This is a genomic window from Pseudomonas sp. QL9, assembly GCF_041409665.1.
GTDB lineage: Bacteria > Pseudomonadota > Gammaproteobacteria > Pseudomonadales > Pseudomonadaceae > Pseudomonas > Pseudomonas knackmussii.
Map to the genome: position 1 here is coordinate 3,627,580 of NZ_CP166971.1, position 25,045 is coordinate 3,652,624.

The following is a 25,045-nucleotide window of genomic DNA, read 5'->3' on the forward strand; positions in this document are numbered from 1 at the left end:
GCTTTCGGTACAGCCCATGACCTGCGGGTCACACGGCCATTGCATTGCTCCGCGCGCTGGACGATGCTGCGGAAACGGTCGCCCCGGGACTGCCTGCCGTCCCTTCCGTGGAGAACCAGAACAATGAGTGCGAACGCCATGAGTCGCCACGCCCGCCAGGTCATGACAGTGGCCAGCGGCAAGCTGCAGCAGAGCGGACCCGGAGCCGATCCGTCGATCGCCCGTTCCTGGTTGCGTTGCCTGGAGCAATACCACCTCGATCCGTCGCGGATGCTGCCGCCGACGGTGCTCGAACATACGCGCATGCTCGAACGCCGCGAGGGCCTGCAGCAGGTGCTGGAGATCGCCAACGGCGAGATGGCCAGCCTGCACCAGCAGCTCGCCGGCTCCGGCCACGCGGTGCTGCTCACCGATTCGCGCGGGGTGATCCTCAACCGCGTTTGCGCCGACGCCGACCGCGATGCCTTCGAGCACGCCGGGCTGTGGCTCGGCGCCGACTGGAGCGAGGCCAGCGAGGGCACCAATGGCATCGGCACCTGCCTGGTCGAGCGCCAGGCACTGACCATCTTCCGCGACGAGCACTTCCGCAGCCTGCACACCGGGTTGACCTGCTCGGCGAGCCCGGTGTTCGACCCGCAAGGCGAGCTGCTGGCAGTGCTCGACGTGTCCTCGGCGCGCCCCGATCTGTCGCGGCAGAGCCAGTTCCACACCATGGCCCTGGCCAACCTCTCGGCGAAGATGATCGAGAGCTGCTACTTCCGGCGCCGCTTCGAAGGGCAATGGCTGCTGCGTTTCCACCTGCAGGCGGATTACGTCGGCCTGTTCAGCGAAGGGCTGCTGGCCTTCGACGGCGGCGGGCGCATCCTCGCCGTGAACCAGAGTGCGCTCAACCTGCTCGATCACCCGCGCGACGCGCTGCTCGGGCGTTCGGTGGAAGACTGCTTCGACCTGCACCTGGACGACCTGCTCGGCCGCGCCAGCGCGCAACCGTCCGCCAGCTGGCCGCTGCGCAGCCACGCCGGGCGGCTGTTCCATGCCTTGTTGCGCGGCGAACCGCGTCCGCTTCGCGTGGCCTTGCCGCGAGAGTCGAAGGTGCCGGCAGCGCCGGGGCTGTGCCTCGGCGACGAGCGCCTGGCTGCCGATTTCCGCCGCGCGCTGAAGGTCTACGCGCATGACGTGCCGCTTTTGCTGCACGGCGAAACCGGGTCGGGCAAGGAGGCTTTCGCCAAGGCCGTGCACCTGTCCGGCGAGCGTGCCGGCAAGGCCTTCGTCGCGCTGAACTGCGCGGCCATTCCGGAGAGCCTGATCGAGAGCGAGCTGTTCGGTTATCGCGGCGGCAGCTTCACCGGTGCACGCAAGGAAGGCATGCGCGGCAAGCTGCGGCAAGCCGACGGCGGCACGCTGTTCCTCGACGAGATCGGCGACATGCCGCTGACCCTGCAGACCCGCCTGCTGCGCGTGCTCGAAGAACGCCAGGTGGTGCCGCTGGGCGATGCCGTGGGGCAGCCGGTCGACCTGCGCCTGATCAGCGCCACGCACCGCGACCTGGAGGCGCTGGTGGCCGCCGGCAGCTTCCGCGAAGACCTCTACTACCGCCTCAACGGCCTGGTGCTGCAATTGCCGGCGCTGCGTGAGCGCGAGGACAAGGCGCAGTTGCTGGCGCAGCTGCTGACCGAGGAATCCAAGGGCCGGCACGTCCTGCTCGACGAAGACGTGCGCCAGGCACTGCTCGACTATCCCTGGCCGGGCAACGTACGCCAGCTGCGCAATGTGCTGCGTACTTTGGTCGCGCTCAGTGAAGGCGGGCGGGTGCGCCTGGCCGATCTGCCTGTGGATATCCGGCGGGGTCCGCCGGCGCAGGTGGTGGCACGTACGGAACCGGTCGCCGACAGCCTGCAGGATGCCGAGCGCGCGGCCCTGATCGCCGTGCTGGAAGCGCAGCGCTGGCACATGAGCCGCACCGCGCAGCAGCTGGGCATCAGCCGCAATACCCTCTACCGCAAGTTGCACCGTCACGGCCTGAGCCGGTCGGCGCCTTAATCGGCGGTTCGCGAGCAAGCTCGCTCCTACATGTTGTGGCACCACGCTGCTCCTCGTAGGAGCGAGCTTGCTCGCGAACATCGCCCCCACGGAACCCCCGCCAAACGGCGTCGTCTGATGCTCCCGGCCGCGCCGCGAGAGGGTGGCGCTGTGCTAATCTGCCGGCCATTCGAAGCGCCTCACCAGGCTTGATTGCAGGAGTCTGCATGCATATCCACATCCTCGGCATCTGCGGCACCTTCATGGGTTCGCTGGCCGTGCTGGCCAAGGAGCTGGGCCACCGCGTCACCGGCTCCGACGCCAATGTCTACCCGCCCATGAGCACCCAGCTGCAAGCCCAGGGCATCGAACTCATGCAGGGCTACGAGCCCGCGCATATGGAGCCGGCACCGGACCTGGTGGTGATCGGCAACGCCCTGTCGCGCGGCAACCCCGCGGTCGAGTACGTGCTGAACAAGGGCCTGCCCTACGTCTCCGGTCCGCAGTGGCTGGCCGACCACGTGCTGCAGGGCCGCTGGGTTCTGGCCGCTGCCGGCACCCACGGCAAGACCACCACCAGCAGCATGCTGGCCTGGGTGCTGGAGCATGCCGGCATGAGCCCGGGCTTCCTGATCGGCGGCGTGCCGCAGAACTTCGGTGTTTCCGCGCGCCTGGGCAGTACGCCGTTCTTCGTGGTCGAGGCCGACGAGTACGACAGCGCCTTCTTCGACAAGCGCTCCAAGTTCGTCCACTACCGCCCGCGCACCGCGATCCTGAACAACCTGGAATTCGACCACGCGGACATCTTCCCCGACCTAGCGGCCATCGAGCGGCAGTTCCACCACCTGGTGCGGACCATTCCCGGCGAAGGCCTGGTCATCCATCCCGAAAGCGAGACCGCGCTCAAGCGCGTGATCGGCATGGGTTGCTGGACCCCGGTGCAGACCACTGGTGAAGGCGGCCAATGGCAGGCGCGCCTGCTCAGCGAGGACGGTTCGCGCTTCGAGGTGCTGTTCGACGGCGCCGCGCAGGGCGTGGTCGAGTGGGAATTGACCGGCCAGCACAACGTCGCCAACGCCCTGGCCTGCTTGGCCGCGGCGCGTCACGTCGGCGTGGTGCCGGAGCTCGGCATCGCCGCGCTGGCTGCCTTCAAGAGCGTCAAGCGGCGCATGGAGAAGGTCGCGGAAGTGAAGGGCGTGACTATCTACGACGACTTCGCGCATCACCCGACTGCCATTGCCACCACGCTCGACGGCCTGCGCAAGCGCGTCGGCGACGCCCCGGTGATCGCGGTGATCGAACCGCGCTCCAATTCCATGAAGCTTGGCGCGCACCGCGACGGCCTGCCGGACAGCGTCACCCAGGCCGACCACGTCTTCTGGTACGCGCCGCCGAACCTCGGCTGGGACCTCGCCGCCACCGTCGCCAGCTCGACCGTGCCGACCCAGGTGTGCGACTCGCTGGAGTCGATCATCGAAGGCGTGAAGGCCATCGCCACGCCGGGAACCCAGGTAGTGATCATGAGCAACGGCGGTTTCGGCGGCTTGCACGGCAAGCTGGCCAAGGCCCTGGAGGACTGAGATGGCGGGAGCCGAACGCGTCACCCTGGCGATGACCGGCGCCTCCGGCGCGCAGTACGGTTTGCGCCTGCTCGATTGCCTGGTGCAGGAGGACCGCGAGGTGCACTTCCTGATTTCCAAGGCCGCGCAGCTGGTGGTGGCCACGGAAACCGACGTGACCCTGCCGAGCAAGCCGCAGGCTATGCAGGCTTTCCTCAGCGAATACACGGGCGCAGCGCCGGGGCAGATCCGCGTCTACGGCAAGGAAGACTGGATGGCCCCGGTGGCGTCCGGCTCGGGGGCGCCGAGCGCCATGGTCGTGGTGCCCTGTTCCACCGGCACGCTCTCGGCCATCGCCACGGGCGCGTGCAACAACCTGATCGAGCGCGCCGCCGACGTTGCCCTCAAGGAGCGCCGGCAGCTGATCCTGGTGCCGCGCGAGGCGCCGTTCTCCAGCATCCACCTGGAGAACATGCTCAAGCTGTCCAACCTGGGCGCGGTCATCCTGCCGGCCGCACCGGGCTTCTACCATCAGCCGCAGACCATCGACGACCTGGTCGACTTCGTGGTCGCGCGCATCCTCAACCAACTGGGCATTCCCCAGGACATGCTGCCGCGCTGGGGCGAACACCATCTTGTCAGTGACGAATAAATTCCTTGCCGCCCTGCTGTTGCTGCAACTGGGTGGCTGCGCCACGGTGAAGACCCTCGATGCGAACAAGCCCGGCGCCCCGCTGATCTACGCGGGCACGCGCCTGGACTGGTATTCGCTCAACGGCGGTTGCTGCCCTGAGGACCACTTCGGGACCCAGGCACCGACCTACCCGGGCGTCGACCTGCCGGGCAGTGCGTTGCTGGATACGCTGCTGCTGCCGTTCTCGATCGCCGCTGAACTGGGCATCGGATTGCAGGTGTGGGGCGGGAACTGAATCGTCGCTTGGGCGGATAACCGTTCGCGGTTATCCGCCGCCATGCGCAGGGGAGGTTATTTGCCGAGCCGGCGCAATTCGTCCGACTCGACGAAGCGCACGCCCTTGCCGGTTTCCAGCGCCAGGCGCCAGAGCGCGCGGGCCAGGGCGCAGGCGTAGATGCCGTGCAGCTTGCCCGGCAGGATACGTGCGAAGGGCGCGGCCAGCAGTTCTGCCAGGCGCACTTCCTCGCGTTGGCCAAGCAGCAGGGACGGGCGGGCGATGGTCAGCTGCGGCCAGCCCTGCTTCTGCAGTGCTTCCTCCAGCTCACCCTTGACGCGGTTGTAGAACAGCGACGACTTGCTGTCGGCGCCCAATGCGCTGACCACCACGTAGTGCCGTGCGCCCAGTTCGAGCGCGCGCTTGCCCAGGGCCAGCGGCAGGTCGTAGTCGACCGCGCGGAAGGCCGCTTCCGAACCCGCTTCCTTGATCGTCGTGCCCAGGCAGCAGAACACCGTGTCGATCGGTCCCTGCAGTTGCGGGATGAGTTCGGCCAGCGGGCCGATGGGGTTTTCCAGGCGCGGGTGGGCGGCGAGTTGTCGACGCGCAGGCGCCAGCACGCGCTTGACCGTGCGCTCGCTGAGCATGCGGTCGAGCAGGTGTTCGCCGGTAAGGCCCGTGGCGCCGGCAAGTAGGATATGCGTCGGTGTTGAATACATCCGTTTATCTCCGCTGACACACTGACAAGCATAGTTGCCAGGCTAAGGTTTTTCCCGCTGGTCGGGCGTGTTCGCGCTCAACGCCTGGCCTGCCTGCGCCGCGCGCAGGCTCTTCCAGTGCGCCAGCACGCCTGGCGGTGCCCAGATCTGTGGCTCCGATGCTTCGAAGGATTGCTCCTTCTCCCGCCGCGCCACTTCTGCACTGGCTAATTGGAAGGCCTGTTGCAGGTCGTCGGTCACATGCAGGGCATCGGCGAACAAGGCCTGGCCGAAATAGGTGAAGTCCGCCTCCTCGGAACAGCCGAAGGACACCCGGTCGCTTCGAGCTGCCGTAATGATAAGAGTCCTCTCGTCCTTCAAGGGTTCGATGAATCCGCCGCTGTAGCAGGCGGAGATGACCAGGATCTTGTCGCGCTGCTTGAGTGGCGCGAGCAGTTCGGCCATGGCGTCGGCGGGCAGGTTGTCGATGCGTATCCCCGGCATGTCGAGGACCAGTTGGTGGTCGCGGCTGCCGTGGCTGGTCAGGTAGACGAACACCAGGTCTTCCGGGCCGCTGCGCTGGGCCAGGGCGCGGACCGCGCGGGCGATGCTCTCGCGGGTGGCCATGGGGCGGTCGGCGGCGTGGCCGCGGTTGTTTACCAGGGTGATCACGCCGCGTGCGGCGAAGCGTTCGCCTAGCATTCTGGCGACGTAATCGGCCTCGCGCAGGAACACGCTCTGCTTGCCGTCGCCGCCGATGCTCAGGACGTAGAGCTCGGGACGCGGGGTCGATTGCGGCACTGCGGCGACGGCCTGGTCGAGCAGCCGTCCCTGTTCCAGCAGACCCAGTTCCAGTGGGTTGGGGACCAGCTGGCCGTGCTCGTCGCGACGGCGCAGTCCGTTGCTCCAGATGCCGGAGAGGACCTTGCCGTCAGTGCCGCGCAGGGTGCCAATGCCTGCATACTTGCCGTCGGCGAATTCGCCCCGGTAGACCTGGCCGTCGGTCTGCATCAGCTCGCCGCTGCCGGAGAAGCGCCAGTCGACGAAGCCGCCCTTGTAGCGCGTGCCATCGTTGCCCTGGTACTGCCCCCGGCCGTTCAGCGCACCCTGGCGGAATTCGCCACTCCAGACATCGCCGTCCGCATTCTTGAAGTGTCCCTGCCCCTCGAACTGGGTGTCGCGGAAACCGCCGCTGTAGCGGTCGCCATCGCGGTCGGTGAATAGGCCTTCGCCTTGTAGCTGGCCATTGAGGAATTCGCCGCTGTACTCGTTGCCCTGGCCGTCGTCGAGCAGCCCCTGGCCGTTGGCCATGCCCTTGGCGAAGTGGCCCTGGTGGACGCTGCCGTCGGGCAATTCGAGCAGGCCTTCACCTTCGTACAGGCCACGGCGGAACTGGCCGCGGTAATGGGTCATGCCCTGGCTCAGCAAGCCCTCGCCGTCGTAGAGCCCGGCGCGGAATTCGCCGTTGTAGACGCTGCCGTCGGCGCCGTGCCATTCGCCCTTGCCGGCGAACAGGCCCTTGTCGAAGTGGCCCTGATACCAGGCGCCATTGGGGTAGTCGAGGCGGCCTTCGCCTTGCAGTCGACCGTCCACCAGGCTGCCCTTGTAGCGCGATCCGTCGGGCAGCGTGGCACTTCCCGAGGGCACGCTGTCGCCTTGGCCGCAAGCGGTCAGCAACAGGAGCAGGGCGAGTGACGGGAGGGCGGCACGCATCGGCAATTCTTCGGGTGGACTGCTTTCAGTGTGACGCAAAAAAGCCCGCGGGCGCGGGCTTTTTTCGGAACCGGTTGGCGATCAGACGAAGGCCAGACTCAGCACTTCGGCGATGTAACCCGGCTTGGGCAGGCCTTCGATCTCCAGGGTGCAGCGTGCCTTGATCAGCCACTGGCCGGGGTTCTTCTCGGTGACGTCGACGATGCTCGCCGCCAGGCGCACGCGGGAGTCGACCGGTACGGGCTGGATGAAGCGCACGCTGTCGAGGCCGTAGTTCACCACCATCTTGGCGTTTTCCGGCAGGACCAGCAGGCCCTCGAAGAGCTTGGGAATCAGTGAAAGGGACAGGAAACCGTGGGCGATGGTGCCGCCGAACGGGGTCTTCTTCGCCTTTTCCGGATCAACATGAATGAACTGATGATCCTCTGTGCATTCGGCGAATTGATTGATGCGGTTCTGGTCGACGGTGAGCCAGTCGGAATGGCCCAGGTCCTTGCCTACATAGTCCTTGAGCGAGCTGACGGGAACGAACGGCATAAATCTCCTCCATGGAAGACGTGTTGTTGTAATTGCTCTGCGATCCAGCATGGCACAGGAGCGTGGTGACTGTGCACCTATCCTTGAAGCGAATGCCGTGCCATAGCCATGCCGTACTTCGGCATAATGTCGGGCTCATGTATTGGAGGCTCCCATGCTGCTCCGTGGCCTGACCTGGCTGGTGCTGTTCCAACTGCTCGGAACCGGCCTGAATGTTCTCATCCTGCCGATGATCCCCGGCCCCATCATTGGGCTGGTCCTGCTGCTGGCGTTCCTTCTGGTGCGTGGCGAGGTGGGCGAGCCGATCAGCGTCGCGGCGACTTCGCTGCTGCGCTACCTGCCGCTGCTGCTGGTGCCGCCGGCGGTTGGGGTGATGGTCTACAGCCGCCAACTGCTGGCCGACTTCTGGCCGCTTGCCGGGGCCCTGATGCTGTCGCTGCTGGGCTCGTTCCTATTCGCCGGCTGGTTGATGCAGAAGCTGATCGACCGCCAGCGCGGTCGCAAGGAGGCCAGCGATGCTTGACTGGCATGGCGCCTGGCAGGCGGTGATCCACCACCCGCTGTTCTGCATTGGCATCACCCTGGCCGCCTACCAACTGGCGCTGGCCGCCTATGAGCGCACGCGCTGGGTGTTCCTGCAGCCAGTGCTGGTCTCTATGGCGATGGTGATCGGCGTGCTGCTGCTCACCGGCATCGACTACCCGGCCTATATGAGCGGCGTAAGTGTGCTCACCGTGCTGCTTGGTCCGGCGACGGTGGCGCTGGCTGTGCCGCTGTTCCTCAACCTTCGGCGCATCCGCCAGCTGTTCTGGCCGACCCTGATCACCCTGCTGGTCGGCGGCCCGATCGCGACGGCGGCGGGCGTTGGCCTGGCCTGGCTGTTCGGCGTGCGTGGCGAGCTGCTGATGAGCCTGGCGCCGAAGTCGGTGACTTCGCCCATCGCCATGCTGGTGGCGCACCAGATCGGCGGGGTGGCGGCGCTGGCCGCGGTCTTCGTGCTGATCACCGGTGTGATCGGGGCGATGCTCGGTCCGGAGTTGCTGCGCCGTATTGGCGTGCACCATCCGGCCGCGCAGGGCATGGCGCTGGGCATGACGGCCCATGCGGTGGGTACTTCCCGCGCCCTGCAGGAGGGCGAGGAATGCGGTGCCTTCGCCGCCCTGGCGATGAGCCTGATGGGCGTCGCCACCGCAGTGCTGCTACCGTTGGCGGTAGCCCTGGTTGCCTGATACAGGAAGTTCGTCGATGAAGTTGCCGCTGTTTCCCCTCAATACCGTGCTGTTCCCTGGTTGCCGCCTCGACCTGCAGATCTTCGAGGCGCGCTACCTGGACATGATCGGCCGCTGCATGAAGCAGGGCGTCGGGTTCGGCGTGGTGTCGATCATTGCTGGGCGCGAGGTGGGCGAGACACCGCAGGCGTTCAGCCTGGTCGGTTGCGAGGCGCAGATCCGCGACTGGCAACAGTTGCCCAACGGCTTGCTGGGCATCCGCGTCGAGGGGGGCCGGCGTTTCCGCATCGACCGCTCGGAAGTGCAGGACGACCTGCTGCTCGAAGCCGACGTGACCTGGCTGGAAGAGATGCCCGACCAGCCGCTGACCGGGGAGCACGACGACCTTGCCGCGCTGCTTGGCGCGCTGTCGCTGCACCCGATGGTCGCCACCCTGGAGATGGGCGGCGAAGTGAAAGGCCAGCAGGAACTCGCCTGCCAGCTCGCCTATCTGCTGCCTTTCGAGCGTGATCAGAAGCAGGTGCTGCTGGAGATGGACGACCCGAGCGTGCGCCTCGCGCGCATCCAGGTGCTGCTGGAGCAATTGCAGGGCGAAATGCTGGCCTGACTCTCTGTAGGAGCGGGCCATGCCCGCGCATCGCGCCCATGGGGCGCTCCTACAAGGTGTTACCGCCTCAGACCACGAACAACTCCATGAACCTGTCCACCGGCGTCGCTTCCAGCTGCGCCGGGTCGCTGCACAGCGCGAGGATCTGTGCGCAGCGCTGCGCGGCGAAGCGCGTGCCCAGGGCGTGGCGGAACTTCGCCTCGAGCAGCGGCATGCCTTCGGCGCGGCGCCGCCGGTGGCCCATCGGGTACTCCACTTCGATCATCGGCGTGCTGCTGCCATCGCTGAAGAACACCTCGATGGCATTGGCGATGCTGCGTTTGTCCGGCTCCAGGTATTCGCGGGTGTAGCGCGGCTCCTCGACCACCTCCATCTTCTCGCGCAGGCGATCGATCGAAGGATGCGCCGCGTGGAAGGCGTCCTCGTAGTGCTCGGCTTCCAGGCGGCCATAGATCAGCGCCACTGCGACCATGTACTGCATGCAGTGGTCGCGGTCGGCGGCGTTGGCCAGCGGGCCTTCCTTGGAAATGATGCGGATCGCCGACTCCTGGGTGCGGATGGCGATGCGGGTGATCTGGCTGATGCGGTTGCGCACCAGCGGGTGCAACTGCACGGCGGCCTCCACGGCGGTCTGCGCGTGGAACTCGGCGGGGTAGCTGAGCTTGAACAGCACGTTCTCCATCACGTAGCTGCCAAAGGGTTGCGGCAGGCGGAACTGGCGCTGGTCGGCGGGCTTGAGCGCGAGGTCCTTGTTGGTGTGGCTGAACAGCACGTCGTAGAACCCCCATTGCGGAGCGGTCAGCACACCGGGGACGCCCATCTCGCCGCGCAGGGCGATATCCGCCAGGCGCAGGCCGCGGCTGCTGGCGTCGCCGGCGGCCCAGGACTTGCGCGAGCCGGCGTTCGGCGCCTGGCGGTAGGCGCGCAGGGCCTGGCCATCGACGCAGGCGTGGGACAGCGCCGAAAGCAGTTGTTCGCGGTTGGCGCCGAGCAGGCGCGCGCTGACGGCGGTGGAGGCCAGCTTGACCAGGAGCACGTGGTCCAGGCCTACGCGGTTGAAGGCGTTCTCCAGGGCGAACACGCCCTGGATTTCGTGGGCCATGACCATCGCCTCGAGCACCGTGCGCAGGGTCGGCGGCGCCTCGCCTCGGGCTACGCGGCGCTGCGCCAGGTGGTCGGTGATCGCCAGGATTGCGCCGAGGTTGTCCGAGGGGTGTGCCCATTCGGCGGCTAGCCAGGTGTCGTTGTAGTCCAGCCAGCGCACCAGCGTGCCTATGTCCCAGGCGGCCTTGACCGGGTCGAGGCTGAAGCGGGTACCGGGCACGCGCGAGCCGTGCGGCACGACAGTGCCTTCGACCTGCGGGCCGAGCAGCTTGGTGCATTCGGGAAAGCGCAGGGCGAGCAGGGCGCAGGCCAGGCTGTCGAGCAGGCACAGGCGGGCGGTGGCCAGGGCCTCGGCGGAGTCGACGTGGTAGTTGAGGACGTAGTCGGCCACCTGCTGCAGGACGGCGTCGTAGTCGGGGCGGGTGTTCGGATCGGCGTTGGCGCTCATGGCGAGGCTCCTGCGCGGTGATCCGGGAGAGTCTAGACGGTGGAAGACCGAGGTCCCCTGTAGGAGTGGGCCATGCCCGCGAATCGCGCGCATGGCGCGCTCCTACAGTCGAACCTCGGTGCGAGGATCAGAACGAATCCCCCGGCACCCGTACCCAGCCTTCCATCAGGATGCGCGAGCTGCGGCTCATGATGGCCTTGGTCACGGTCCACTCGCCGTCCACCTGCCTGGCTTCGGCGCCAACGCGCAGGGTTCCCGACGGATGGCCGAAGCGCACTGCGGTGCGCTCACCGCCACCGGCGGCGATGTTGACCAGGGTGCCCGGCACGGCCGCGGCAGTGCCGATGGCGACGGCGGCGGTGCCCATCATGGCGTGGTGCAGCTTGCCCATGGACAGCGCGCGGACCAGCAGGTCGACGTCGCCGGCCTTCACTTCCTTGCCGCTGGAGGTGAGGTAGTCCTTGGGCGGGGAGACGAAGGCGATCTTCGGCGTGTGCTGGCGGGTGGCCGCTTCTTCCGGGGTCTTGATCAGGCCCATGCGCAGCGCGCCGGCCACGCGGATCTTCTCGAAGCGCGCCAGTTGCTCGGGGTCGCCGTTGATGGCTTCGCGCAGCTCGGTGCCCTGGTAGCCGATGTCCTCGGCATTGACGAAGACGGTGGGGATGCCGGCGCTGATCATGGTCGCCTTGAAGGTGCCGACGCCGGGCACTTCCAGATCGTCGACCAGGTTGCCGGTGGGGAACATCGAGCCGCCTTCCTCGCCGTCGTCGGACGGATCGAGGAACTCCAGCACGATCTCGGCCGCCGGGAAGGTCACGCCGTCCAGCTCGAAGTCGCCGGTTTCCTGGACCTGGCCGTTGGTCACCGGGACGTGGGCGATGATGGTTTTCTGGATGTTGGCCTGCCAGATGCGCACCACGCAGGTGCCGTTATCCGGGATGCGCGACGGATCGACCAGGCCGGCGTGGATGGCGAAGGAGCCGGCGGCGGTGGAGAGGTTGCCGCAGTTGCCGCTCCAGTCGACGAAGGCCTTGTCGATGGAAATCTGCCCGTAGAGGTAGTCGACGTCGTGGTCCGGCTGGCTGCTCTTGGACAGGATCACGCACTTGCTGGTGCTGGAGGTGGCGCCGCCCATGCCGTCGATGTGCGCCGAGTACGGGTCGGGGCTGCCGATCACGCGCATGAACAGCTTGTCGCGCGCCGCGCCCGGCACCTGGCAGCGCTCGGGCAGGTCCTGCAGGCGGAAGAACACGCCCTTGCTGGTGCCGCCGCGGATGTAGGTGGCGGGGATTTTCACTTGGGGTACGTGGGGCATGGATCAGGTCCTGTTGGCTCTTACGCAAAGAAGCCGGGCCCTAAGGCCCGGCGTTTGACATCAAGCTACCGCGCCTTGCAGGAAGTCCTTGGCGAAGCGCTGCAGCACGCCGCCGGCCTTGTACACGCTGACATCGGCAGCGGTGTCCAGGCGGCAGGTCACCGGAACCTTGACCACTTCACCGTTGCGGCGATTGACCACCAGGGTCAGGTCGCAGCGGGGCGAGACTTCGCCTTCGATGTCGTAGGTCTCGGTGCCGTCCAGGCCCAGGGTCAGGCGGGTGGTGCCCGGCTTGAACTCCACCGGCAGCACGCCCATGCCGACCAGGTTGGTGCGGTGGATGCGCTCGAAGCCTTCGGCCACGATCACCTCGACGCCTGCCAGGCGCACGCCCTTGGCCGCCCAGTCGCGGGACGAGCCCTGGCCGTAGTCGGCGCCGGCGACGATGATCAGGTTCTGCTTGCGGTTCATGTAGGTTTCGATGGCTTCCCACATGCGCATGACCTTGCCTTCCGGCTCCACGCGGGCCAGCGAACCTTTCTTCACCTGACCATCGACCACGACCATCTCGTTGACCAGCTGCGGGTTGGCGAAGGTGGCGCGTTGTGCGGTGAGGTGGTCGCCGCGGTGGGTCGCGTAGGAGTTGAAGTCCTCTTCCGGCAAGCCCATTTTCGCCAGGTATTCGCCAGCGGCGCTGTCCAGCAGGATGGCGTTGGACGGCGACAGGTGGTCGGTGGTGATGTTGTCCGGGAGGATCGCCAGCGGACGCATGCCCTTGAGGGTGCGTTCACCGGCCAGCGCGCCTTCCCAGTACGGCGGACGGCGGATGTAGGTGGACATCGGGCGCCAGTCGTACAGCGGGCTCTCCGCTTCCTTCACGCTGCCCAGGTCGAACATCGGGATGTAGATCTGGCGGAATTGCTCCGGCTTCACACTCGAAGCGACTATGGCGTCGATTTCTTCATCGGACGGCCACAGGTCCTTCAGGGTGATCGGGTTGCCGTTCTTGTCGGTGCCCAGCGCGTCCTGCTCGATGTCGAAGCGCACGGTGCCGGCGATGGCGTAGGCGACCACCAGCGGCGGCGAGGCCAGGAAGGCCTGCTTGGCGTACGGGTGGATGCGGCCGTCGAAGTTGCGGTTGCCCGAGAGCACGGCGGTGGCGTACAGGTCGCGGTCGATGATTTCCTGCTGGATCTTCGGTTCCAGCGCACCGGACATGCCGTTACAGGTGGTGCAGGCGTAGGCGACGATACCGAAGCCCAGCTTCTCCAGTTCCGGCAGCAGGCCGGCTTCTTCCAGGTACAGCTTGGCGACTTTCGAGCCCGGCGCGAAGGAGGTCTTCACCCAGGGCTTGCGCACCAGGCCCAGCGCGTTGGCCTTCTTCGCCAGCAGGCCGGCGGCGACCACGTTGCGCGGGTTGGAGGTGTTGGTGCAACTGGTGATGGCGGCGATGATCACCGCGCCGTCCGGCATCAGGCCTTCGGCTTCCTCTGCCTTGCCGGCTTGCAGCTTGGCCTCGTCGGCGATGCCGCGCTCGGTCAGCGCCGAGGTCGGCAGGCGGCGGTGCGGGTTGGACGGACCGGCCATGTTGCGCACCACGCTGCCCAGGTCGAAGCTCAGCACGCGCTCGTACTCGGCGGTCTTCAGCGCATCGCCCCACAGGCCCAGGGTCTTGGCGTAGTTCTCCACCAGCGCCACCTGCTCCGGCTCGCGGCCGGTGAGCTTGAGGTAGTCGATGGTCTGGCCGTCGATGTAGAACATCGCGGCGGTCGCGCCGTATTCCGGGCACATGTTGGAGATGGTCGCGCGGTCGCCGATGGACAGGCTGTCGGCACCCTCGCCGAAGAACTCGACGTAGGCACCCACGACGCGCTCCTTGCGCAGGAACTCGGTCAGCGCCAGGACGATGTCGGTGGCGGTGATGCCGGGCTGGCGCTTGCCGGTCAGCTCGACGCCGACGATGTCGGGCAGGCGCATCATCGACGGATGGCCGAGCATCACGGTTTCCGCTTCCAGGCCGCCGACGCCGATGGCGATCACGCCCAGGGCGTCCACGTGCGGGGTGTGCGAGTCGGTGCCAACGCAGGTGTCGGGGAAGGCCACGCCGCCGCGCGCCTGGATCACCGGGCTCATTTTCTCCAGGTTGATCTGGTGCATGATGCCGTTGCCGGCGGGGATCACGTCGACGTTCTTGAACGCGGTCTTGGTCCACTCGATGAAGTGGAAGCGATCCTCGTTGCGGCGGTCTTCGATGGCGCGGTTCTTCTCGAAGGCTTCCGGGTCGAAACCGGCGGCTTCGACGGCCAGCGAGTGGTCGACGATCAACTGGGTCGGCACCACCGGGTTGACCTTGGACGGGTCGCCGCCCTGGTCGGCGATGGCGTCACGCAGGCCGGCGAGGTCGACCAGCGCGGTCTGGCCGAGGATGTCGTGGCAGACCACGCGCGCCGGGTACCAGGGGAAGTCGAGGTCGCGCTTGCGCTGGATCAGCTGCTCCAGCGAGGCATTCAGGCTTTCCGGTTCGCAGCGGCGCACCAGCTGTTCGGCCAGCACGCGCGAGGTGTAGGGCAGTTTGGCCCAGGCGCCGGCCTGGAGCGCTTCGACCGCCTCGCGGGCGTCGAAGTAGTCCAGCGCGGTGCCCGGCAGGCGTTTGCGGAATTGAGTGTTCATCTTATTTACGGTCCTTGAGCGGAACGAACTTCAGGTCTTCGGGACCGACGTAGTTGGCGCTCGGGCGGATGATCTTGCCGTCGATGCGCTGCTCGATGACGTGGGCCGACCAGCCGGCGGTGCGGGCGATCACGAACAGCGGGGTGAACATGGCGGTGGGCACGCCCATCATGTGGTAGCTGACCGCGCTGAACCAATCGAGGTTGGGGAACATCTTCTTGATTTCCCACATCACGCTTTCCAGGCGCTCGGCGATGTCGAACATCTTGCTGTTGCCCTGCTCGACGGAGAGCTCACGGGCGACTTCCTTGATCACCTTGTTGCGCGGGTCGGACACGGTGTAGACCGGGTGGCCGAAGCCGATCACCACTTCCTTGCGCTCGACGCGGGCACGGATGTCGGCTTCCGCTTCGTCCGGGTTGTCGTAGCGCTTCTGGATCTCGAAGGCGACTTCGTTGGCGCCGCCGTGTTTCGGGCCGCGCAGGGCACCGATGGCGCCGGCGATGCAGGAGAACATGTCGGAGCCGGTGCCGGCGATCACGCGGGAGGTGAAGGTCGAGGCGTTGAATTCGTGCTCGGCGTACAGGTTCAGCGAGGTGTGCATGGCGCGCACCCAGGACTCGCGCGGCTTCTCGCCGTGCAGCAGGTGCAGGAAGTGGCCGCCGATGGAGTCGTCGTCGGTCTCGACGTCGATGCGCTTGCCGTTGTGGCTGTAGTGGTACCAGTAGAGCAGGGCGGAGCCGAGGGAGGCCATCAGCTTGTCGGCGATGTCGCGGGCGCCCGGATGGTTGTGGTCTTCCTTCTCCGGCGCCAGGCAGCCGAGCACGGAAACCGCGGTGCGCATCACGTCCATCGGGTGGGCCGAGGGCGGCAGTTGCTCGAGGGCGGCTTTGACGCCGGCCGGCAGGCCGCGCAGGGCTTTCAGCTTGGCCTTGTAGCCGGCCAGTTCGGCGACGTTCGGCAGCTTGCCGTGGACCAGCAGGTGGGCGATCTCTTCGAATTCGCAGCGGTTGGCGAAGTCGAGGACGTCATAGCCGCGGTAGTGCAGGTCGTTGCCGGTGCGGCCGACGGTGCACAGCGCGGTGTTGCCGGCGGCGGTGCCACTCAGGGCCACGGACTTCTTCGGCTTGAAGCCGGTGGTGGTTTCTGCGGTAGCGCTCATCGCTCTCTCCTCATCGAATCCGGTTGTTTGTTCTTGTCAGCGGGCTCGCGGCCCGGTGTATCTGTTCGATTGCAGCAGGCGGACGAAGCGCATCGCTCCATCCGCCCTCAGGCTTATTTCTTGTTCGCGGCGAACAGCGCGTCGAGCTTCTGCTCGAAGGCGTGGTAGCCGATGCGGTCGTACAGCTCCGCGCGGGTTTGCATGATGTCGATCACGTCTTTCTGGTGGCCGTTCTGGCGGATCGAGGTGTAGACCGCCTCGGCTGCCTTGTTGGCGGCGCGGAAGGCCGACAGCGGGTACAGCTGGATGGCCACGCCGACCGAGGCCAGCTCGTCGCGGGTGAACAGCGGGGTGGCGCCGAACTCGGTGATGTTGGCCAGGATCGGCACGTTCAGCGCGTCGACGAAGCGCTTGTAGGTCGGCAGGTCGTAGGCGGCCTCGGCGAAGATGGCGTCGGCGCCGGCTTCGACGTAGCGCTGGCAGCGCTCGATGGCGGCGTCCACGCCTTCGGCCTGGATGGCGTCGGTGCGGGCGATCAGGAAGAAGTTCGGGTCGGTCTTGGCGTCGGCGGCGGCCTTCACGCGGTCGGCCATCTCCTCGGTGGAGACGATTTCCTTGCCCGGACGGTGGCCGCAGCGCTTGGCGCCGACCTGGTCTTCGATGTGCGCGGCGGCGGCGCCGGCCTTGATCAGGTTCTTGACGGTGCGCTCGATGTTGAAGGCGCTCGGACCGAAGCCGGTGTCGATGTCGACCAGCAGCGGCAGGTCGCAGACGTCGGTGATGCGGCGCACGTCGGTGAGCACGTCGTCCAGGGTGTTGATGCCCAGGTCCGGCAGCCCCAGGGAGCCCGCCGCCACGCCGCCACCGGAGAGGTAGATGGCCTTGAAGCCGGCGCGCTTGGCGAGCAGGGCATGGTTGGCGTTGATCGCGCCGATCACCTGCAGCGGCTTCTCTTCAGCGATGGCAGTGCGGAAACGCTGGCCAGGGGAAAGCAGACTCATGACTCACCTCGTTTGTTGGCTGTCTTCTGAGCGTCCAGGTAGTGACGCTCGATGTTGCGCTTGGAAGCGCCGATGTGACGGCGCATCAGCAGTTCGGCCAGTTCGCCGTCACGGTCGGCGATGGCATCGAGAATCCGGTGGTGTTCGGCGAAGGCCTGGCGCGGGCGGTTGGGCGTCGCCGAGAACTGCAGGCGATACATGCGCACCAGTTGGTAGAGCTCGCCGCAGAGCATGCGGGTGAGGGTGCTGTTGCCGCTGCCCTGGATGATCCGGTAGTGGAAGTCGTAGTCGCCTTCCTGCAGGTAGTAGCCGCGCCCGGCCTGGAAGGCCTCGTCGCGCTCGTGGGTGTCGAGCACCCGGCGCAGTTCGTCGATCTCGGCCTGGCTCATGCGCTCGGCGGCGAGACGGCAGGCCATGCCTTCGAGGGACTCGCGGATTTCGTAGAGCTCGATCAGCTCGGCATGGCTCAGCGACACCACCCGCGCGCCGACGTGCGGTACGCGCACCAGCAGCTTCTGGCCTTCCAGGCGGTGGATCGCCTCGCGCAGCGGGCCACGGCTGATGCCGTAGGTGCGCGCCAGCTCCGGCTCGGAAATCTTGCTGCCGGGGGCGATCTCGCCTTTGACGATGGCCGACTGGATCTTGCGGAACACGTGTTCCGACAGGGTCTCGCTGTCGCCTTCGAGGTCGCTGGGCAGGGTTTGGGTTTCGCTCATGGTGTCGACAATCCGCATCAAGTGCGGCGAAAACTATCCCTTGCTGTGCATGGGGTCAAGGGGATTGTCGACAATCGTCTAACAGTCCGTCGGGTTATGCGCAAAGGTTCCTGGCCGGCCGGCGAATGGCCGAAACACCCCGCGCCGGCCCGGCGGGACTGGGCTAGGCTGCTCGAAACCGCCGGAGGGACCGCCATGGGACTGTATGACCGCTACGTGCTGCCGCACCTGATCGACTGTGTCTGCGGCATGGGCGACGTGATGAAGCAACGCTCGCTGCTGGTGCCGCGCGCCCACGGCCGGGTGCTGGAGATCGGCATCGGCAGCGGGTTGAACCTGGGTTTCTACGACCCGGACAAAGTGTCGACAATCGTCGGCGTCGACCCCTCGGCGCAGATGCAGAGCCTGGCGCGCAAGCGGGTCGAACAGATTCGAATTCCGGTGGAGATGGTCGCGCTGGAGCTGGGGCAGATCCAGGCGGATGCGGCGAGCTTCGATTGCATCGTCTGCACCTTCACCCTCTGCACCATCCCCGACGTGGCAGCGGCGCTGCTGGAAATGCGCCGGGTGCTCAAGCCGGGTGGCGAGTTCCTCTTCTGCGAACACGGGAAGGCGCCGGACGCTGGCGTGCGCGCCTGGCAGGACCGCCTGACGCCGATCTGGAAGCCGCTGGCCGGCGGCTGCCACCTGAACCGCGACATTCCGGCCCTGATCGGCGCCGGCGGCTTCCAGGTGCGCGAGATGACCCACGACTACCTGCCCGGCCCCAAGCCGATGACCTACGTCTATCGCGGCATGGCCGCCTGAGCGGGACTCAGGCTGGCAGCGGCCCCAGGGCCATTACCCGCAGGATGTGCACGCTGCGGATGAACAGGTCGGCCACCGGGCCGCGACGACCGCGCCGGCAGTCATCCAGGCGCACCAGTAGTGGGGCGCAGCCAGAGATCAGGTCGAGGTAGTCGCGCAATTGCATGCGTCCGCGCAGGCGCTGCGGGCGATGCTCGTTGTCGAGGGTTTCGAGTTCCACCCAGAGGGTGTCTTGTTCCTGTTGCATGTGGGATCTCGCACGGCGTGAGTGCCGATGTCTGCGTAGGAACCGGCTGAAGGACGCGCCGGATTCCCATCCGACTGGCGGCAATGCGCCCGGTTCCCCGGGCGCTGCGCAAAATCCGTCCTGTTCAGCTTCGATTCAGCTGGCGAGACCCGAGGGACTCAGAGGTCGACGTCGGCGCGCACCAGCACGCAGTGGCAGCCGTCTTCCTCGTCGCTCCAGTCGTGCAGGAAGTACATCTCGACCTTGTCCGGGGTCGGCATCACTGCGACGAAATCGCCGATCTCCGGCAGGAAGAACGCCTTGGAGCCGGGCTCCGCCTCGCACTCGATCAGCGCATTGAAGAACGCCGACGGATCGCTCTCGCCGAAGAACTCCTTGCGCTCGGCGGCATCCCATTCGACCGGTGCCTCGAACGGGCCGAGGAACAGCACCTTGGCGTCGCCCAGGTCGAGTTCCTCGCCTTCCGGGTCGTTGTCGTCGGCGCGGTAGAAGCAGCTGTCGAGCGCCTTGGCGTCGGCCAGCACGGCCTGGCGCGCGGCGAGGCGGCGCTGCGGATCGACGCCGGCATCGGCGCAGAGCTGGTTCCAGAAGGCTTCGGATTTGGCGGACATGATGGCTCCAGCGGTGCGGCAGTTACGGAAAAGGGTGAATAGTGTCCCGGAGGTCAGGAGGTAGCGCAATGCGCGGCTGTTCGCGAGCAAGGGGCGTTACGCCAACCCGTACTTCTTCACCTTGTCGAACAGCGTGGTCTTGGCCATGCCCAGGGCGCCGGCGGCCTGGCTGAGGTTGCCGGCGTGGCGTTCCAGGGCGCCTTGCAGGAGACCGCGCTCGAAGGCTTCCACAGCTTCGGCGAAGCGCGGTTCGCTGGCGTCCGGGCCCTGGCCGCCGCCGAGCACCGGCAGGCCCAGGGCGAAGCGTTCGGCGACGTTGCGCAGCTCGCGCACGTTGCCCGGCCAGTCGTGGGCCATGAGGCTGGCGGCGGTGGCGTTGTCGATGGCCGGCGCCGGGCGGTCGAAACGCAGCGAGGATTGCTGCAGGAAATGCTCGAAGAGCATCAGGATGTCTTCGCGGCGTTCGCGCAGCGGCGGCAATTGCAGGCTGACCACGTTGAGGCGGTAGTAGAGGTCGCTGCGGAAGCTGCCCTCGCGGCCCATGGCGGCGAGGTCCGACTTGGTCGCCGCGATCACCCGGCAATCCACCGAGATGAGTTGGTTCGAACCCAGGCGTTCCAGCTGCTGCTCCTGCAGCACGCGCAGCAGTTTGATCTGCAGGTTCAGCGGCATGCTCTCGATCTCGTCGAGGAACAGGCTGCCGCCGTCGGCGTGCTCGATCTTGCCGATGCGCCGCTTGCCCGCGCCGGTGAAGGCGTGTGCCTCGTGGCCGAAGATCTCGCTGTCGATCAGGCTCTCCGGCAGGCCGCCGCAGTTGAGCGCGACGAAGGCCTTGGCCTGGCGCCGGCTGTAGTCGTGCAGGCAGCGGGCGACCAGTTCCTTGCCGGTGCCGGTCTCGCCTTCGATGAGCACATTGGCCGAGGTGTCGGCGATGTTGGCGATCAGCTCGCGCAGTGCCTGCATCGCCGGCGAGCGGCCGATCAGGCGGGTCTCCAGCGCCTGGCGTCCTGCCAGTTGGCGCCGCAGTTGGCCAACCTCGCGGGACAGGGCGCGCTGGGCGAGGGCGCGGCGGACGACCTCGACCAGGCGTTCCGGGGCGAAGGGTTTTTCCATGAAGTCGTAGGCGCCGTCGCGCATGGCCTGCACCGCCATGGCGATGTCGCCGTGGCCGGTGATCAGCACCACCGGCAGTTGGGCGTCGCGTTCGCGCAGGCGGGCGAGCAGTTGCAGGCCGTCCATGCCGGGCAGGCGGATATCGCTGACGACAATGCCGGGGAAGTCCGCGCCGATCTTCTGCAGCGCTTCCTCGGCGCTGCCCACGCCGATGCTCGGGATGTCTTCCAGGGCCAGCGCCTGCTGGCAGCCGAGCAGGACGTGCGGGTCGTCCTCGACGACCAGGACGCTTAGGGGGTCGTCGATCATGCGCTGGACTCCTGGGGGCGAACCATCGGCAGGCTCAGTTCGAAGGCGGTGCCGCCGCCTTCCGGATGGGCCGCGACCAGGCTGCCGCCGGCGGCGGTGGCGAGGCTGGCGGAAAGGGTCAGGCCCAGGCCCAGGCCGTGCTCGCCGGGCTTGGTGGTGAAGAAGGGTTCGAACAGGTGCTGGCGCGCGTGCGGCGGAATGCCCGGGCCGTTGTCGCGCACGCTCAGCTGGTAGAAGGCGCCCTCGACGCGGCCGACCAGCCAGAGCTGGCGGTCGTCCTGGGCGCTCATGGCGTCCACGGCATTGGCGATCAGGTTGACCAGGATCTGCTCCAGGCGGGTCTGGTCGATGCCCAGGCAGGCGTCCTCGAATTCGCGGTGCAGGGTCAGCGGACAGGCTTTCAGGCGCACCTGCAGGACCAGCAGGGCGGCGTCCACCGCCTTGTCCAGGCGCGCCTGGCCGTGGTCGTCGGCGCGCCGGGCGAAGGCGCGCAGACTGCCGGTGATGCGGCCCATGCGGTCGACCATTTCGTTGATCGCTTCGAGGTTGCTGCTGGCGGTGTCGAGGGCGCCGCGCTGGAGGAAGCGCACGGTGTTGCCGGAGAGGGTACGCAGTGCCGCCAGCGGCTGGTTGAGCTCGTGGGCGATGCTGGTGGACATCTGCCCGATCACCGCCAGCTTGCCGGCTTGCACCAGCCGGTCCTGGGCCTTGCGCAGGGTTTCCTCGGCCTGGCGGCGCTCGCGGATCTGTTCACGCAGGTGCTGGTTGCTGGCGCGCAGGTCGCCGGTGCGCTCGGCGATGCGCCGCTCCAGTTCGTCGTTGGCCTGCTGCAACGCTTCGCGCGCCGCCAGGCGGGTGGCAATAACCTTGCGCCGTTCGTTCCAGGCGATCAGCAGGAAGGCCAGCAGGGCGAAGCCGACGGCGGCCAGCACGCCGTGGATCATGGCTTCGCGGCGCACGTCGCGCAGCGGGCTGAGCAGGGTGAAGTGCCAGGGCGTGTCGCCCAGGCGGCGGCTCTGCGCCAGGTACAGGCGCTCAGCGTGTTCGACACCCTTGGCGTCCTTGTCGCGGAAGCCGATCTCCTCGACGCCGTCGCCCAGGACCTTGCGCGAGCTGGGCTGCCATTCGTTGAGTGCCCACCAGTAGTACTGCAGGCTGCGGGCCAGGCGTTCCTTGTCGTCGGCGCTCAGCGGGCGCACCGCCTTCAGGCGCAGCTGCGGGTCGCTGGAGAGGATGATGATGCCGTTCTCGTCGCTGACGAAGGCCTGCAGCTGGGCCTTCTCCCAGCGCTCTTCGAGGGCATCCATGCGCACCTTGACCACCGCCACGCCGATGATGCGCCCGCCATGCACCAGGCCGTGGGCCAGGTAGTAGCCGGGCTCGCCGGTGGTGCTGCCGATGCCGTAGAAGCGCCCCGGCTGGCCGGTGACGGCCTGCTGGAAATAGGCGCGGAACGACAGGTCCTCGCCCAGGTAGCTGTCGGCGTCCTGCCAGTTGCTGGTGGCCAGCACCCGGCCGCTGGTGTCGAGCAGGTAGATGGCGCGGCTGCCGGCGCGGCGGTTGAGGCCTTCGAGGTAGGCGTTGACCAGGTCGCGACGGTACGGCGTGGGCTCCAGCAGCAGGCGGCTGACGTTGCCTTCCAGCTCCAGCAGGCTGGGCAGGTAGGTGTAGCGGCTGATCTCACGTTCCACGCCGCTGGCGTGCAGTTCGAGCTGGCGCTCGCCGCTGTCGATGAGCGCGCGGGTGCCGGCGCCGCTGCTGACCAGGTAGCCGCCATAGCCGAAGCCGAGCATCAGCAGGAGCAGGGGAATCGGCAGCAGCAGGTTGCGAATCAGGCTCGGCTTCACGATCTGCAGGGACACGGCGGGGAGCGGGGCGGGCATTGCAGCACAGTCGTCGGGGGTGGGCCAGCCCGTCGCCGGGGTAGGCGACGGAGGGAGGGAGCGCCGAAGTGCTCTTTGTAGGAGTGAACAAGCTCGCTCCTACAGAGAGCACAGGTCAGTGGCTGAGGATCTTGGCGAGGAACTGCCTGGCACGCTCGGAGCGGCCGTCGAGGTTGCCGAAGAACTCGTCCTTGGCGCAGTCCTCCACGACCTGCCCGCGGTCCATGAAGATCACCCGGTCGGCGACCTTGCGGGCGAAGCCCATCTCGTGGGTCACGCACATCATGGTCATGCCTTCCTGGGCCAGTTGGACCATGACGTCGAGCACCTCGTTGACCATCTCCGGGTCGAGCGCCGAGGTCGGTTCGTCGAACAGCATCACGATCGGGTCCATGGCCAGCGCGCGGGCGATGGCCACGCGTTGCTGCTGGCCGCCGGAGAGCTGGCCGGGGTGCTTGTGCGCGTGGGCCTTGAGGCCGACGCGGTCGAGTAGCGCCAGGCCCTTCTCGGTGGCCTCTTCCTTGCCGCGGCCGAGCACCTTCACTTGGGCGATGGTCAGGTTCTCGGTGATGGTCAGGTGCGGGAACAGCTCGAAGTGCTGGAACACCATGCCGACCCGCGAGCGCAGCTTGGGCAGGTTGGTCTTCGGATCGGCGATGGACGTGCCGTCGACCACGATGTCGCCCTTCTGGAACGGCTCCAGGGCGTTGACGCACTTGATCAGGGTCGACTTGCCCGAGCCGGACGGCCCGCAGACCACCACCACTTCACCCTTGGCGACCGAGGTGTTGCAGTCGGTGAGGACCTGGAAATCGCCGTACCACTTGTTGACGTTCTGGATGGAGATCATAGGGCGAACCTTTTCTGCAGGCGCTTGACCGCAAGGGACGCGGAGAAGCTGACGAGGAAGTAGACGAGACCGGCGAAGATCAGGAACTCGTGGGGCTGGCCGGTGATGTCGCCGCGCGAGCGCGCCGCGTTGAGGAAGTCCATCAGGCCGACGGTGTAGACCAGCGAGGTGTCCTGGAACAGGATGATGCTCTGCTGCAGCAGCAGCGGAGTCATCTTGCGGAAGGCCTGCGGCAGGATGATCAGGCGCATGCACTGGCCGTAGGTCATGCCCAGGGCCTGGGCCGCGCCCATCTGGCCCTTGGGGATGGCCTGGATGCCGGCGCGGACGATCTCGCAGAAGTACGCCGCCTCGAACATCACGAAGGCCACCAGGCAACTGGCGAAGGCGCCCACCGGGGTGTCGCTGCCGGTGATCCAGCGCAGGATGAAGGGCACCGCCAGGTAGAACCAGGTGATCACCAGCAACAGCGGGATGGAGCGGAAGTAGCTGACGTAAAGGCCGGCGATCTTGCTCAGCAGCGGGTTGTGCGACAGCCGCATGAGGGCGAGCAGGGTGCCCAGCACCACGCCGCCGAGCACGCCCAGGCCGGTCAGCTGCAGGGTCAGCAGCAGGCCGTCCTGCAGGCCCGGCAGCGCCGGGAGGATCGAACTGAAGTCCATCACTTGCCTCCCACGGCGATCAGCCCGGGCAGCGCGACCTTGCGCTCCACCTGGCGCATGAACAGCATCAGGCTCATGTTCAGGGTGAAGTAGATCAGCGTGGCCAGGGTGAAGGCCTCGAACAGGTTGGCGCTGAATTCGGCGGTCTGCTTGGTCTGCGCCAGCAGCTCCATGAGGCCGATCAGCGAAGCGACCGAAGAGTTCTTGAAGATGTTGAGGAACTCCGAGGTCAGCGGCGGGATGACGATGCGCAGCGCCTGGGGCAGCAGCACGTAGCGATAAACCTGCGGCAGGCGGAAGCCAAGCGCGCGGCCGGCGGCCACCTGGCCCTTGGGCAGCGCCTGGATGCCGGTGCGCACCTGCTCGCAGACGCGCGCCGCGGTGAACAGGCCCAGGCACACGACCACGCTGATGTAGGCCGAGGTTTCCGGCGCGAGGCCGAGCTTGAACCAGTCCTGCAGCGGTTGCGGCAGCAGGTCGGGGACCAGGAAGTACCAGAGGAACAGCTGCACCAGCAGCGGCACGTTGCGGAACAGCTCGACGTAGGCGGTGGCGAAACCGGACAGCCAGCGGTTGGGCACGGTGCGCAGCACGCCGAGCACGGAGCCCAGCAGCAGCGCCACCAGCCAGGCGGCGAGGGCGACGGCGATGGTCCAGCCCAGGCCGGTGACGTACCAGTCCAGGTAGACCTCGTCGCCGATGCCGGTGGACTTGAGGAACACGCCCCAGTCCCAGGTGTAATTCATGTTGGGTTCCCCCGGTGATGCGTGGGTTCGAGGCCGGAACGCGGCGCGCAGGCGCCCGCGTCCGTGGGTAACGGACGTGTCCGGCTTCGTCAGGAATGAAGAGAGGAAGTCAGGAGCGCCGGCGGCGCTCC

24 protein-coding genes are annotated in these 25,045 nt (G+C 67.1%); 8 read left to right on the forward strand and 16 right to left on the reverse strand.

Translation table 11 applies throughout. From position 1 onward, the window contains the following. Positions 1 to 123: 123 nt before the first annotated feature. The 4 genes from ACA097_RS17005 (at position 124) to ACA097_RS17020 (ending at position 4,507) form a co-directional block, all read left to right on the forward strand. Positions 124 to 2,040: a sigma-54-dependent Fis family transcriptional regulator gene (locus ACA097_RS17005; protein ID WP_371364681.1), complete on the forward strand. Its 1,917-nt coding sequence runs from the start codon at positions 124 to 126 to the stop codon at positions 2,038 to 2,040. A gap of 206 nt (positions 2,041 to 2,246) precedes the next feature. Beyond that, positions 2,247 to 3,599: a UDP-N-acetylmuramate:L-alanyl-gamma-D-glutamyl-meso-diaminopimelate ligase gene (gene mpl / locus ACA097_RS17010; RefSeq protein ID WP_371364683.1), complete on the forward strand. Its 1,353-nt coding sequence runs from the start codon at positions 2,247 to 2,249 to the stop codon at positions 3,597 to 3,599. A gap of 1 nt (position 3,600) precedes the next feature. Continuing rightward, positions 3,601 to 4,230: a flavin prenyltransferase UbiX gene (ubiX, locus tag ACA097_RS17015; protein ID WP_043255159.1), complete on the forward strand. Its 630-nt coding sequence runs from the start codon at positions 3,601 to 3,603 to the stop codon at positions 4,228 to 4,230. Then, positions 4,220 to 4,507, forward strand: coding sequence for a YceK/YidQ family lipoprotein (locus ACA097_RS17020; protein WP_371364685.1), 288 nt, complete (start codon positions 4,220 to 4,222; stop codon positions 4,505 to 4,507). Before ubiX ends, ACA097_RS17020 begins: the two co-directional genes overlap by 11 nt. A 56-nt stretch (positions 4,508 to 4,563) precedes the next feature. Here the strand turns inward: ACA097_RS17020 and ACA097_RS17025 are convergent, their stop codons facing one another. From ACA097_RS17025 to ACA097_RS17035, 3 genes are all read right to left on the reverse strand, one after another. Beyond that, positions 4,564 to 5,205 (reverse strand): oxidoreductase, encoded by a 642-nt coding sequence (locus ACA097_RS17025; RefSeq protein ID WP_043255156.1) that lies wholly within the window; start codon positions 5,203 to 5,205, stop codon positions 4,564 to 4,566. A 42-nt stretch (positions 5,206 to 5,247) separates the two neighbouring features. Further along, positions 5,248 to 6,897, reverse strand: coding sequence for a C13 family peptidase (locus ACA097_RS17030; RefSeq protein WP_371364687.1), 1,650 nt, complete (start codon positions 6,895 to 6,897; stop codon positions 5,248 to 5,250). A gap of 81 nt (positions 6,898 to 6,978) precedes the next feature. Beyond that, positions 6,979 to 7,434, reverse strand: coding sequence for a MaoC family dehydratase (locus tag ACA097_RS17035; RefSeq protein WP_371364689.1), 456 nt, complete (start codon positions 7,432 to 7,434; stop codon positions 6,979 to 6,981). 154 nt (positions 7,435 to 7,588) lie between these two features. Between ACA097_RS17035 and ACA097_RS17040 the strand changes: the two genes are divergently transcribed. Genes ACA097_RS17040 through ACA097_RS17050 form a run of 3 tightly spaced genes read left to right on the forward strand, consistent with a single transcriptional unit; the run spans position 7,589 to position 9,270 of the window. After that, positions 7,589 to 7,957 (forward strand): CidA/LrgA family protein, encoded by a 369-nt coding sequence (locus tag ACA097_RS17040; protein WP_371364691.1) that lies wholly within the window; start codon positions 7,589 to 7,591, stop codon positions 7,955 to 7,957. After that, positions 7,950 to 8,663 carry an LrgB family protein gene (locus ACA097_RS17045; RefSeq protein WP_371364693.1) on the forward strand — a complete coding sequence of 238 codons (714 nt, stop codon included), beginning with the start codon at positions 7,950 to 7,952 and terminating at the stop codon, positions 8,661 to 8,663. Before ACA097_RS17040 ends, ACA097_RS17045 begins: the two co-directional genes overlap by 8 nt. Before the next feature lie 16 nt (positions 8,664 to 8,679). Then, a complete protein-coding gene (locus ACA097_RS17050) occupies positions 8,680 to 9,270 on the forward strand; it encodes an LON peptidase substrate-binding domain-containing protein (protein ID WP_371364695.1) in 591 nt (196 codons plus the stop codon). A gap of 67 nt (positions 9,271 to 9,337) precedes the next feature. On the opposite strand, the gene ACA097_RS17055 is transcribed toward ACA097_RS17050, so the two are convergent. The 6 genes from ACA097_RS17055 to ACA097_RS17080 all read right to left on the reverse strand — a co-directional run bounded on the left by ACA097_RS17055 (position 9,338) and on the right by ACA097_RS17080 (position 17,686). Beyond that, entirely contained in the window at positions 9,338 to 10,822 is a 1,485-nt protein-coding gene (locus ACA097_RS17055; protein ID WP_371364697.1) for a bifunctional 2-methylcitrate dehydratase/aconitate hydratase, read from the reverse strand. Positions 10,823 to 10,949: 127 nt separating this feature from the next. Continuing rightward, complete coding sequence (gene prpF / locus ACA097_RS17060) at positions 10,950 to 12,137, reverse strand: 2-methylaconitate cis-trans isomerase PrpF (RefSeq protein ID WP_371364699.1); 1,188 nt, start codon at positions 12,135 to 12,137, stop codon at positions 10,950 to 10,952. 60 nt (positions 12,138 to 12,197) lie between these two features. Continuing rightward, complete coding sequence (gene acnD / locus ACA097_RS17065) at positions 12,198 to 14,807, reverse strand: Fe/S-dependent 2-methylisocitrate dehydratase AcnD (protein WP_371364701.1); 2,610 nt, start codon at positions 14,805 to 14,807, stop codon at positions 12,198 to 12,200. A gap of 1 nt (position 14,808) precedes the next feature. Then, the gene (gene prpC / locus ACA097_RS17070) at positions 14,809 to 15,969 is read right to left on the reverse strand and encodes a 2-methylcitrate synthase (protein ID WP_043255141.1); all 1,161 of its coding nucleotides are present in this window, start codon (positions 15,967 to 15,969) and stop codon (positions 14,809 to 14,811) included. Between the two features lie 113 nt (positions 15,970 to 16,082). Beyond that, a complete protein-coding gene (gene prpB / locus ACA097_RS17075; protein WP_043255138.1) occupies positions 16,083 to 16,970 on the reverse strand; it encodes a methylisocitrate lyase in 888 nt (295 codons plus the stop codon). After that, positions 16,967 to 17,686 (reverse strand): GntR family transcriptional regulator, encoded by a 720-nt coding sequence (locus tag ACA097_RS17080; protein ID WP_043255137.1) that lies wholly within the window; start codon positions 17,684 to 17,686, stop codon positions 16,967 to 16,969. The genes prpB and ACA097_RS17080 overlap by 4 nt, the downstream gene beginning before the upstream one ends. Positions 17,687 to 17,881: 195 nt before the next feature. On the opposite strand from ACA097_RS17080, the gene ACA097_RS17085 reads away from it, so the two are divergent. Further along, complete coding sequence (locus tag ACA097_RS17085; RefSeq protein WP_043255135.1) at positions 17,882 to 18,493, forward strand: class I SAM-dependent methyltransferase; 612 nt, start codon at positions 17,882 to 17,884, stop codon at positions 18,491 to 18,493. Between the two features lie 7 nt (positions 18,494 to 18,500). Here ACA097_RS17085 and ACA097_RS17090 read toward each other — a convergent pair whose 3' ends face one another. The 7 genes from ACA097_RS17090 to ACA097_RS17120 form a co-directional block, all read right to left on the reverse strand. Then, the gene (locus ACA097_RS17090) at positions 18,501 to 18,740 is read right to left on the reverse strand and encodes a hypothetical protein (RefSeq protein WP_371364705.1); all 240 of its coding nucleotides are present in this window, start codon (positions 18,738 to 18,740) and stop codon (positions 18,501 to 18,503) included. 158 nt (positions 18,741 to 18,898) lie between these two features. Continuing rightward, positions 18,899 to 19,351: a hypothetical protein gene (locus tag ACA097_RS17095; RefSeq protein ID WP_371364707.1), complete on the reverse strand. Its 453-nt coding sequence runs from the start codon at positions 19,349 to 19,351 to the stop codon at positions 18,899 to 18,901. A 96-nt stretch (positions 19,352 to 19,447) separates the two neighbouring features. Beyond that, a complete protein-coding gene (locus ACA097_RS17100) occupies positions 19,448 to 20,773 on the reverse strand; it encodes a sigma-54-dependent transcriptional regulator (protein WP_371364709.1) in 1,326 nt (441 codons plus the stop codon). Then, positions 20,770 to 22,656, reverse strand: coding sequence for an ATP-binding protein (locus tag ACA097_RS17105; RefSeq protein ID WP_371364711.1), 1,887 nt, complete (start codon positions 22,654 to 22,656; stop codon positions 20,770 to 20,772). The genes ACA097_RS17100 and ACA097_RS17105 overlap by 4 nt, the downstream gene beginning before the upstream one ends. Positions 22,657 to 22,771: 115 nt before the next feature. Then, positions 22,772 to 23,506, reverse strand: coding sequence for an amino acid ABC transporter ATP-binding protein (locus ACA097_RS17110; RefSeq protein WP_371364713.1), 735 nt, complete (start codon positions 23,504 to 23,506; stop codon positions 22,772 to 22,774). Continuing rightward, a complete protein-coding gene (locus ACA097_RS17115) occupies positions 23,503 to 24,171 on the reverse strand; it encodes an amino acid ABC transporter permease (RefSeq protein WP_371364715.1) in 669 nt (222 codons plus the stop codon). Before ACA097_RS17115 ends, ACA097_RS17110 begins: the two co-directional genes overlap by 4 nt. Then, positions 24,168 to 24,914, reverse strand: a complete 747-nt coding sequence (locus ACA097_RS17120; RefSeq protein ID WP_043255124.1) for an amino acid ABC transporter permease — start codon at positions 24,912 to 24,914, stop codon at positions 24,168 to 24,170. Before ACA097_RS17120 ends, ACA097_RS17115 begins: the two co-directional genes overlap by 4 nt. Positions 24,915 to 25,045: the final 131 nt, after the last annotated feature.

Coding starts and splice junctions, on each gene's coding strand:
- ACA097_RS17005 (WP_371364681.1), top strand. CDS start 124: ATGAGTGCGAACGCCATGAGTCGCCACGCCCGCCAGGTCATGACAGTG.
- mpl (WP_371364683.1), top strand. CDS start 2,247: ATGCATATCCACATCCTCGGCATCTGCGGCACCTTCATGGGTTCGCTG.
- ubiX (WP_043255159.1), top strand. CDS start 3,601: ATGGCGGGAGCCGAACGCGTCACCCTGGCGATGACCGGCGCCTCCGGC.
- ACA097_RS17025 (WP_043255156.1), bottom strand. CDS start 5,205: ATGTATTCAACACCGACGCATATCCTACTTGCCGGCGCCACGGGCCTT.
- ACA097_RS17030 (WP_371364687.1), bottom strand. CDS start 6,897: ATGCGTGCCGCCCTCCCGTCACTCGCCCTGCTCCTGTTGCTGACCGCT.
- ACA097_RS17035 (WP_371364689.1), bottom strand. CDS start 7,434: ATGCCGTTCGTTCCCGTCAGCTCGCTCAAGGACTATGTAGGCAAGGAC.
- ACA097_RS17040 (WP_371364691.1), top strand. CDS start 7,589: ATGCTGCTCCGTGGCCTGACCTGGCTGGTGCTGTTCCAACTGCTCGGA.
- ACA097_RS17045 (WP_371364693.1), top strand. CDS start 7,950: ATGCTTGACTGGCATGGCGCCTGGCAGGCGGTGATCCACCACCCGCTG.
- ACA097_RS17050 (WP_371364695.1), top strand. CDS start 8,680: ATGAAGTTGCCGCTGTTTCCCCTCAATACCGTGCTGTTCCCTGGTTGC.
- ACA097_RS17055 (WP_371364697.1), bottom strand. CDS start 10,822: ATGAGCGCCAACGCCGATCCGAACACCCGCCCCGACTACGACGCCGTC.
- prpF (WP_371364699.1), bottom strand. CDS start 12,137: ATGCCCCACGTACCCCAAGTGAAAATCCCCGCCACCTACATCCGCGGC.
- acnD (WP_371364701.1), bottom strand. CDS start 14,807: ATGAACACTCAATTCCGCAAACGCCTGCCGGGCACCGCGCTGGACTAC.
- prpC (WP_043255141.1), bottom strand. CDS start 15,969: ATGAGCGCTACCGCAGAAACCACCACCGGCTTCAAGCCGAAGAAGTCC.
- prpB (WP_043255138.1), bottom strand. CDS start 16,970: ATGAGTCTGCTTTCCCCTGGCCAGCGTTTCCGCACTGCCATCGCTGAA.
- ACA097_RS17080 (WP_043255137.1), bottom strand. CDS start 17,686: ATGAGCGAAACCCAAACCCTGCCCAGCGACCTCGAAGGCGACAGCGAG.
- ACA097_RS17085 (WP_043255135.1), top strand. CDS start 17,882: ATGGGACTGTATGACCGCTACGTGCTGCCGCACCTGATCGACTGTGTC.
- ACA097_RS17090 (WP_371364705.1), bottom strand. CDS start 18,740: ATGCAACAGGAACAAGACACCCTCTGGGTGGAACTCGAAACCCTCGAC.
- ACA097_RS17095 (WP_371364707.1), bottom strand. CDS start 19,351: ATGTCCGCCAAATCCGAAGCCTTCTGGAACCAGCTCTGCGCCGATGCC.
- ACA097_RS17100 (WP_371364709.1), bottom strand. CDS start 20,773: ATGATCGACGACCCCCTAAGCGTCCTGGTCGTCGAGGACGACCCGCAC.
- ACA097_RS17105 (WP_371364711.1), bottom strand. CDS start 22,656: ATGCCCGCCCCGCTCCCCGCCGTGTCCCTGCAGATCGTGAAGCCGAGC.
- ACA097_RS17110 (WP_371364713.1), bottom strand. CDS start 23,506: ATGATCTCCATCCAGAACGTCAACAAGTGGTACGGCGATTTCCAGGTC.
- ACA097_RS17120 (WP_043255124.1), bottom strand. CDS start 24,914: ATGAATTACACCTGGGACTGGGGCGTGTTCCTCAAGTCCACCGGCATC.